1 protein-coding gene is annotated in these 2694 nt (G+C 59.1%); it reads left to right on the plus strand.

Annotated features, from left to right (window positions below):
* Window positions 1-739: 739 nt before the first annotated feature.
* On the plus strand, window positions 740-2158 hold the full coding sequence (locus ACYCCG_RS25955) for an amino acid permease (RefSeq protein ID WP_176685219.1): 1419 nt from the start codon (window positions 740-742) through the stop codon (window positions 2156-2158).
* Window positions 2159-2694 lie beyond the last annotated feature (536 nt).

A 2694-nucleotide genomic window follows, 5' to 3' on the forward strand; every position in this document is an offset into this window, starting at 1 on the left:
GCCATTTCATGAGTGAGGGACAGGGCTTTTGACAGGCGCATAAAAAATCCGATGCTCGTTTCCAAGCATCGGATTTTGCGGCCTATGGGCTAAAGGTCAATGCGTCAGTCTTAACTGACTGGCATTAGCCTTCGGGCTGGTTTTTTATGCCTGCGAGAATCCGGCCAAGCGGCCCAAGATATTGAACAAAAAGAATTTTCCGGACGACTGGCAAGTTCTTGAACCGTCCTGTAAAGAAATCTGTACAAATATGGCCGTTTTCAGTCCGCATTTCAGATCAAGCCCGATCGTGTAAACAAACCTTGCCGGCGTTCATGCACCAAAGCCGTCGCCATGACGCCAGCCACCCTTGCCCAAACCCCCGTCCCCACGGTGTTATAGCCGCCATTGCCTTGTGCAGGAGCCCGCCCACCGAGCCGGGCTGACAAAACAACAAATGGAGGCGCCATGTACGCCGATCACTCCGCCTTTGAAGGCCTGTACCACAGGAACGCTGCGTTTTTTCCCGAGGAAACGATGCAACGCGTTGACGCCTGCGCGTTTGCAGGGGTATACAGTGCGCCGCGTTTTACCTGTGACTCTCTTGCGTACCGCGCACTCTTGATCACGCCTGGTTGACCCGCTCCGGCGGCACCTGAGGTCAAGAAACCCAAGGTAACCACCTTGCCCATTCCGCTGCGCCACGAGCGCGGTGGGTCCGATTCCGTCACAGATAAAAACAATGCAGGTGACTTCGTTCATGAGTGGACAAAACATGCATTCAGGCGAGCTAAAGCGGGGCCTGAAGAACCGCCATATCCAGTTGATCGCCCTCGGCGGTGCGATTGGTACCGGCCTGTTCCTTGGCTCGGCAGGCGTGATGAAATCCGCCGGCCCGTCGATGATCCTTGGCTACGCCATCTGCGGCTTCATCGCCTTCATGATCATGCGCCAGCTGGGTGAAATGATCGTCGAAGAGCCGGTGGCCGGCTCGTTCAGCCATTTCGCCCACAGCTACTGGGGTGGTTTCGCCGGCTTCCTGTCGGGTTGGAACTGCTGGGTGCTGTATATCCTGGTGGGTATGTCGGAGCTTTCGGCGGTCGGTAAGTATGTCCACTACTGGTGGCCGGAGATCCCCACCTGGGTCACGGCGGCAGCCTTCTTCGTGCTGATCAACGCCATCAACCTGATGAACGTGAAGTTCTTCGGTGAAGCCGAATTCTGGTTCGCCATCATCAAAGTGGTCGCCATCGTCAGCATGATCGGCCTGGGTGCCTACCTGCTGACCAGCGGCAGCGGCGGCCCTGAAGCCACCGTGGCCAACCTGTGGTCACACGGCGGCTTCTTCCCCAATGGCGTCAGCGGGCTGGTAATGGCCTTGGCTTTCATCATGTTTTCCTTTGGTGGCCTGGAAATGCTTGGCTTCACCGCCGCCGAGGCGGACAAGCCAAAGACTGTGATCCCCAAAGCGATCAACCAGGTCATCTACCGTATCCTGATCTTCTATGTCGGTGCCCTGGTGGTGCTGCTGTCGCTGACCCCGTGGGACACCCTGGTCGCCAGCATCGACGCCTCGGGTGGCAGCTATGGCAGCAGCCCGTTCGTGCAAGTGTTCTCGCTGCTGGGCAGTGACGTGGCTGCCAACCTGCTGAACTTCGTGGTGCTGACTGCGGCGCTATCGGTGTACAACAGCGGCACATACTGCAACGCCCGCATGCTGCTGGGTATGGCCGAGCAGGGCGATGCCCCGGCGTCGCTGGCCAAGGTCGACAAGCGTGGCGTGCCAGTGCGTTCGATCCTGGTGTCGGCTGCCGTGACCTTCGTCGCGGTGCTGCTGAACTACCTGATGCCGCAAAACGCGCTGGAACTGCTGATGTCGCTGGTCGTGGCCACCCTGGTGATCAACTGGGCGATGATCAGCTACTCGCACCTGAAGTTCCGTCAGCACCTCGACCGTACCGGCCAGAAGCCGCTGTTCAAGGCGCTGTGGTACCCGTACGGCAACTATGTGGTGCTGGCCTTCGTGGTGCTGATTCTGGGCATCATGCTGATGATCCCGGGTATCCAGGTGTCGGTGTATGCGATCCCGGTGTGGCTGCTTGCGATGTTCGTGGTGTACATCTTCAAGTCTCGTCGCCGGGTCAATGCGGGCGGTGCTGTTGAGACTGTCGCCAAGTAAGGCGCCATAAGTGGTAGGCGAAAACCCGGAGTCAGGTGACTGGCTTCGGGTTTTTTGTTGCCTGTGCGGGCCTGTTCGCGGGTGAACCCGCTCCTACAACGACCTGGTATGCCTGAGGCTTGCGTAACCCTTGTAGGAGCGGGTTTACCCGCGAATACGGTAGCGGCGGCAACGGTGAGCGGCGGGTGGAGATTGGCCAGCAGGCCCGGCCCTTTCGCGGGTGAACCCGCTCCTGCAACGACCTGGTATGCCTGAGGCTTGCGTAACCCTTGTAGGAGCGGGTTTACCCGCGAATACGGTGGTGGCGGCAACGGTGAGCGGCAGGTGGAGACTGGCCAGCAGGCCCGGCCCTTTCGCGGGTGAACCCGCTCCTACAACGACCTGGTATGCCTGAGGCTTGCGTAACCCTTGTAATCGATGGACTCGCCCCCGCCGAGGCATCACAGTGCCACGGTGGTGTTCGAAGAAGCCAACGGCAGCGAGGGCGAGACCATGAAAAAGCATAGTTCGAAACACGATTCCCTGTCTTCCACTGA

Source organism: Pseudomonas sp. VEM90 (assembly GCF_054611535.1).

Bases quoted from the DNA above. Each gene is read 5' to 3' on its own strand.
- ACYCCG_RS25955 (WP_176685219.1), top strand. From the start codon at position 740: ATGAGTGGACAAAACATGCATTCAGGCGAGCTAAAGCGGGGCCTGAAG.